Origin of the sequence: Nocardioides sp., assembly GCF_035703625.1 — a bacterium.
Classification (GTDB): domain Bacteria; phylum Actinomycetota; class Actinomycetes; order Propionibacteriales; family Nocardioidaceae; genus Nocardioides.
In genome coordinates this window covers 1-6361 of record NZ_DASSXS010000331.1, presented here as the reverse complement: position 1 = coordinate 6361, position 6361 = coordinate 1, and the positions used below count along the sequence as shown (strand labels likewise).

Genomic DNA, 6361 nt, shown 5'->3' with positions numbered 1-6361 from the left:
TCATCTTGAAGAGCATCGAGAGGAAGTTCTCGGTGTAGCTGAGCTCGTTGTCCGGGTAGATGTAGGGCTTGCCCTGGGCGTGCCGGAAGGCCCAGGCACCCAGCGTCGGCATCTTGGCGATCATGCGCACGATCTGCATGTGGCGGTTCTCGGCGTCCGCGATGTTGCGGGCGTCGGGGTAGAACGTCGACAGCGCCCCGACCGAGGCCATCAGCATGCCCATCGGGTGCGCGTCGTAGCGGAAGCCCTGCATGAAGCCGCGGACGTTCTCGTGGACGAACGTGTGGTAGGTGATCTCGTGGACCCAGGCGTCGTACTCGGCCTTGGTCGGCAGCGTCCCGTGGACGAGCAGGTAGGCGACCTCGAGGAAGGTCGACTTCTCGGCGAGCTGCCGACGAAGGACCAGTACGACGCGTGGGTGCACGAGATCACCTACCACACGTTCGTCCACGAGAACGTCAAGAGCTTCATGGAGGGCTTCCGCTACGACGCCCACCCGATGGGCATGCTGATGGCGTCCGTCGGGGCGCTGTCGACGTTCTACCCCGACGCCCGCAACATCGCGGACGCCGAGAACCGCCACATGCAGATCGTGCGGATGATCGCCAAGATGCCGACGCTCGGCGCCTGGTCCTACCGCCACGCCCAGGGCAAGCCGTTCGTCTACCCCGACAACGACCTCGGCTACACCGCCAACTTCCTGTCCATGCTCTTCAAGATGAGCGAGCGCAAGTTCGAGGCCGACGAGCGGCTGGTCAAGGCCCTCGACGTGCTGTTCATCCTGCATGCGGACCACGAGCAGAACTGCTCGACCAACGCCGTACGCTCCGTCGGCTCCTCCCAGGTCGACCCCTACTCCGCCGTCGCGGCCGGGGTCGCCGCCCTCTTCGGACCCCTGCACGGTGGCGCCAACGAGGCGGTCCTGAGGATGCTGCGCAGGATCGGCTCGAAGGACAACATCCCCGACTTCATCACCGGCGTGAAGGAGGGCAACGAGCGGTTGATGGGCTTCGGCCACCGGGTCTACAAGAACTACGACCCGCGCGCGAAGATCATCAAGAAGGCCTGCGACGACGTCTTCGAGGTCACCGGGGTCAACCCGCTGCTCGAGATCGCGCAGGAGCTCGAGAAGATCGCGCTGGAGGACGAGTACTTCGTCAAGCGCAAGCTCTACCCCAACGTCGACTTCTACTCAGGTCTGATCTACGAGGCGTTCCAGTTCCCGCCGGAGATGTTCACGGTGCTCTTCGCGATCGGCCGCACGCCCGGCTGGCTCGCGCAGTGGCTCGAGCTCGTCCAGGACAAGGAGCAGAAGATCGCCCGGCCCAAGCAGATCTACACCGGCGACCGGACGCTCGACTTCACCCCGGCGTCCGAGCGCTGGAGCTGACCCGCCCGAAACCGACACAACAGCGCTGACCCGCCCGAAAGTTTCGGGCGGGTCACGTGTTGGGGACGACCGCGCCGTGCGGACGGCCCGGGTCGTCGTACGCCGGAGCCGCGTCCCCGCAGCGCAGTGCCTCGAGCTGGGCGCACACCGCGACGCCGTAGAACAGGCCCATCGCGGAGAACAACGACCACAGCAGCAGCGCGAAGACGCCCGCGAGCGGGCCGTAGGTGCTGCCGAAGGAGGCGCTGAGGTTCACGTACGCCGCGAGGCCCGCCGTCGCGAGCATGCTCAGCACGACCGTCACGGCGGCGCCCAGGGCCAGCCAGGACAGGGCCGGCTGCCGTCGCCGCGGGGCGTGGTCCAGCAGCACCGCGATCGTGAACACGAGCATGGCGAGGCCGGCCGGCCAGCGGGCGATGTTCCAGGCCAGGAGCGCATCGGCGGACCAGCCGTACTCCGCGACCATCGCGTCACCGATGGCGCCCCCGGCGACGAGCAGCAGGAACCCGGTGCCCACCGGCACCGCGAGGATCGCGGTGAGCACGGCCGCGCGGCCGTACTTCGCCAGGGCCTTGCGGTCGCGCCGGATGCCGTAGATGCGGTTGCTGCCGCGCTCGACCTGGGCCATCGCCGTGATCATCGAGAGGATGGCGAACGCGAGCCCGAACGCGAGGGCGACCTCGCCGGTCTCCTCTGACCCCTCGACGACTGCGGAGGCCAGGGCGTCGTCCGAACCACCGCCGGGCGAGACGGCCTCGATGGTCGCCGCCACGACCCGGGCCGGACGGTCCTCGTCGATGTCGGCGGCGACGCCGGTCAGCGCGATCAGGAACGGTACGACGGCCAGGCAGGCCTGCAGCGCCAGGGCGCGGCTGTTGGTGAAGCCGTCGCCGTACCGGAACCGCACGAAGGACTCGACCACGATCCGCACCAGTCCGTGGCGCCGGGCGAGGTGCCAGGCGTCCTCGGCGTCGAGCTCGTCGCCGTCCAGCTCGGTCGTCACCGGCACGGTGCGGGCAGTGGTCATGGAGGGCAGGCTATGTCGCGCCCGTGGGAGGAGCAGCGGCCGGGACGGTCCAGAATGTGCGCATGCCCCTGCGTACGGCCGACGAGCTGGCTACCCACCTCGACCACCTGCGGGCCGCACCCACTGAGGTCGGCACCCTCGACCTGGTGGTGCGGCGCCCCGCCAACGGCCAGCGCGAGATCCTGCTGGAGGGCGAGCTCGACGAGGCCGACGGCCTGGTCGGTGACAACTGGCTCGCGCGGGCGACCTCGCGCGCGGTGGCGGAGGGGCGCCACCTCAAGGCGCAGGTGACCGTGATGAGCTCGCGGATGATCGCGTTGCTGGCCGACACCGACGCCGAGCGCGCCCTGGCCGGTGACCAGCTGTACGTCGACCTCGACATCTCCCACACCAACCTCCCGGCCGGGACCCGGATCGCCCTGGGCGACCCGGAGGACGGCGGTGCGGTGATCGAGGTGTCGGACAAGCCCCACACCGGATGCGCCAAGTTCACGCGCCACTTCGGCCAGGAAGCGGTCGGGTTCGTGAACTCCGAGCAGGGCCGGGAGCTGCGCCTGCGCGGGCTCAACGCCCGGGTGGTGCGCAGCGGACGGGTCCGTCCGGGCGACCGGGCGCGCCGGCTCTGAGACGTCGAGCACATCCTCGGGGTTCTTGCCTCGTCCCCAGCGTCGTCTCAGCGTGATCACAGGGTTGCCCGGCACCGTGTGGGCGTGACCGACTACGAGACCCGACCGATCATGCCCCCACCCGCGCCCTACGGCGAGCAGCCCCCGCCCCGCCGCGGACGCGGACCGATCACCGCGTCGGTCCTCGTCGGCGCCCTCGTGCTGGGGGGCGGTGCCGGCGTGGCCGGCGCCGCCGCCTGGCAGGAGTGGGGCGGTGACGGGTCGGCCACCAACGGCGGCACCGGCTCCAGCGCCTCGATCCCGGTCGCGGACACCGGAGACAGTCCCGCCCCGGCCGGCTCGGTCGAGCAGGTGGCGGCGGAGGTGCTTCCGTCGGTGGTCAAGATCAACGTGGTGGGCGAGGAGCAGGGCCAGCCGGCGAGCGGTTCCGGCTCGGGGATCATCCTCAGCGAGGACGGCACCATCCTGACCAACAACCACGTCGTCGAGCTGGCGGAGGGCGGCGGGGAGATCTCGGTGTCCTTCGAGAACGGCGACGAGGCCGCCGCGGAGATCCTCGGCGCCGACCCGCTGACCGACACCGCCGTGATCCGGGCCGAGGACGTCTCCGGGCTGACCGAGGCGACGATCGGGAAGTCGGGGAACCTGGACATCGGCCAGAGCGTCGTGGCCGTCGGGGCGCCGTTCGGCCTGGACTCCACGGTGACCAGCGGCATCGTCTCGGCGCTCGACCGGCCGGTCAGCGTCGGCACGGACGCGGAGGGCCAGAGCACGACCTACCCGGCGATCCAGACCGACGCGGCGATCAACCCGGGCAACAGCGGCGGGCCGCTGGTCGACATGAGCGGCGCCGTGGTCGGCATCAACTCCTCGATCAGGACCACCGGCGAGTCGACCGGCCAGGGCGGGTCGATCGGGCTCGGGTTCGCCATCCCGATGGACGAGGTGATGCCGGTCGTCGAGCAGATGCTGGCCGGTGACACCCCGACCCACGCCCGGCTGGGCATCTCGGTGTCGGACGTCGAGCAGCAGGCCGGCGAGCTGCCCTCGGAGGGCGCCCAGGTCCAGGAGGTCACCCCGGGCTCGACCGCTGACGACGCGGGGCTCGAGCGCGGCGACGTGATCACCCGGATCGACGACACCCTGATCACGGGTGCCGACTCTCTGGTCGCGACCATCCGCTCCTACCGGCCCGGCGACGAGGTGACGCTCACCTACCGCCGTGGGGGCGACGAGGAGCGCACGACGCTGGTCCTCGACTCCGACGCCTCCTGAGCGGACGAGCACGCGCGTGCCGGCCCCGGGTCCCCCACGGGGCCCGGGGCCGCTGAGCGCGCTGGCCTCCGGTCAGCCGGCCGCCTTCACGATCGGACCGAACACCTGGAGCTCGGCGATCCGGACCTGGTCGTACGGCGGCGAGAGCACCGCACGGTCCGGGGTCTGCTCCTCGCTGTCACAGTCCGGGTTGCTGAACACCGGGTCGTTGGACGGGTTCGCGTCGCCCTGGTAGAGCGGCCCGCCGGTGCACTGGTTGTCACGCACCCGGATCCGGATGTGGGTGGCGTCGACGTCCTCGACATTGAACGACCGCAGGGTCAGGTCCGGTGCGGTCGGCCGCGGCCGGACTCCGGGAAAGGCGTCATCGGCGCTGCGGTAGATGATGTCGAACTCCGCCTCGTCGTCGGTGCAGCTGTTGCCACCGACCGTGGCGTCGCAGGCGAGGATCTCGAACGAGCGCAGCGCCGAGAACCGGCTCTGCGATCCGGAGTCGGCGTTCTCCTCGTCGGTGGGACGCAACGCGGCGCTCACGTTGACCTTGCGCACCGCGACGGGCTCGTCGGACAGCTTCACGGTCACCTGCCGGCCCTGGACCTGCTTGCCCTCGCCCTGCCCCTCGCTGGCCGTGCCGGCCGACTCCAGGGAGGCCCAGTTCGTCTCCTCCGTGTCGTCGATCAGGCTCTCGAGGTTGATCCCGTCGCCGGTGGCGGTGGCACCGTTGTGGGTCGAGGCCAGGTTGCGCCTCATCGGGACCGAGACCACCCGGTCCTCGCCGGCCTCGAAGGTGCGGGTGAACCGGAGCGCGCCGTAGCCCGGGGCCGTGGCGATGAACCGGTAGGTGCCCGGCACGAAGTCCACGGCGTCCGAGGTCTCGGTCTCCGGGTCGGTGTCGGCGGTGGGGCTGATGCGGGCCTCGTAGTCGCCGGTGTAGACCGTCATGTCCTCGGCCGCGCCGCCACCGGTGTCGGTGGCCTGGAAGCGGACGGTGGCCTCGTCGGCGCCGAACGGCGAGTCCCACCCGGGGACCGGGTCGCGGTCCTCGGCGTTGGGCGAGGATGCGCTCTCACCCATGCCGCGGCCGGCGAAGCTCTCCCAGAGCTCGGCCTGGTTGGCGCCGTCGAAGCGGAGCCGGTCGGCCGCCAGCATCGCGTCGCGGGAGTCGAGCATCGTCGACCCGCTCGGCGTCAGGAGCAGTCCGTCGAACATGATCTGGCCCCAGCGTCGGTTGCCCGGGCACTCGTCGGCAGGCTGCTCGCCCTTGGCGCAATGAAGCTGCAGCGCCTGGTCCGACGACGGGAACTGCGCGTCGTACTTGTCGTTGAGCGCCTCGGCGATGTCGTAGTTGACCGCGCTCCAGATCTCGCTGTCGGCGTGCGGGCTCTCCAGGCCGTTGCCGTCGTACTCCAGGTCGGAGTAGTTGAGCGGGCTGTTGTTCATGCCGTAGTTGCGGATTCCGCGGTCCTTGTTGCCGCTGACGTACGGCGCCAGCGCGAACGGGTTGGCCCCCTCGCCGGTGCTGATGCCGTTGCCGCGGAAGTACTCGGAGAAGATCAGGTCCGACCAGCTCTCGGTCTGGCCCTGGGTGTTGCCGGTTCCGGTGTCGGGGCCGGCCACCATCCGGTTGCTGATCGCGTGGCCGTACTCGTGCGCGACCACGGCCATGTCGTAGGCACCGTCGGTGCAGGCGGCGTAGAACGCACCGGCCAGCGGCTGCCACAGGTACTGGTTGGTGATCGGCGCGATGCCGTCCTGCAGCGTCATCTGGTTGGCGTTGTCGCGGCCGTTGAAGGTACGCCGGCCCGACTGCGCGTTCCCGACCTCGGGGTCGTTCTCCCGGGTGGGGGCGGTGTTGCCGAAGTTGGACTGCTGCATGTTGGAGTTGAGCTCGGTGAAGCCGAGGTAGTAGCTCCAGTCGTGCATGCGGTTGTGGCTGACGAACAGGTTGGTCGTGGACGCGTCGTCGTCGTTGCCGCCCGGCTGGTCGAACGTGGAGGGATCGCAGCTGGACTTGAACCAGGTGTTCTTCCACTCGTAGTCGTA

Annotated in this window: 6 protein-coding genes; 3 read left to right on the top strand and 3 right to left on the bottom strand. The window is 70.0% G+C overall.

Translation table 11 applies throughout. From position 1 onward, the window contains the following. Positions 1-424: citrate/2-methylcitrate synthase (locus VFN12_RS17380; protein ID WP_325120055.1), on the bottom strand; the 424-nt coding region annotated here is incomplete at its 3' end. Between VFN12_RS17380 and VFN12_RS17375 the strand changes: the two genes are divergently transcribed. After that, positions 419-1390 (top strand): citrate/2-methylcitrate synthase, encoded by a 972-nt coding sequence (locus tag VFN12_RS17375; protein WP_325120054.1) that lies wholly within the window; start codon positions 419-421, stop codon positions 1388-1390. The two genes, VFN12_RS17380 and VFN12_RS17375, sit on opposite strands and share 6 nt — an antisense overlap. Positions 1391-1442: 52 nt before the next feature. Here VFN12_RS17375 and VFN12_RS17370 read toward each other — a convergent pair whose 3' ends face one another. Beyond that, positions 1443-2417: a YihY/virulence factor BrkB family protein gene (locus VFN12_RS17370; protein ID WP_325120053.1), complete on the bottom strand. Its 975-nt coding sequence runs from the start codon at positions 2415-2417 to the stop codon at positions 1443-1445. A 62-nt stretch (positions 2418-2479) separates the two neighbouring features. On the opposite strand from VFN12_RS17370, the gene VFN12_RS17365 reads away from it, so the two are divergent. Together VFN12_RS17365 and VFN12_RS17360 are read left to right on the top strand one after the other, a co-directional pair. Next, the gene (locus VFN12_RS17365; RefSeq protein WP_325120050.1) at positions 2480-3043 is read left to right on the top strand and encodes an MOSC domain-containing protein; all 564 of its coding nucleotides are present in this window, start codon (positions 2480-2482) and stop codon (positions 3041-3043) included. Between the two features lie 84 nt (positions 3044-3127). Beyond that, positions 3128-4318: a S1C family serine protease gene (locus VFN12_RS17360; RefSeq protein ID WP_325120049.1), complete on the top strand. Its 1191-nt coding sequence runs from the start codon at positions 3128-3130 to the stop codon at positions 4316-4318. 72 nt (positions 4319-4390) lie between these two features. Here the strand turns inward: VFN12_RS17360 and VFN12_RS17355 are convergent. Then, positions 4391-6361 (bottom strand): M36 family metallopeptidase (locus tag VFN12_RS17355; protein ID WP_325120048.1); only part of this gene is annotated, 1971 nt, incomplete at its 5' end.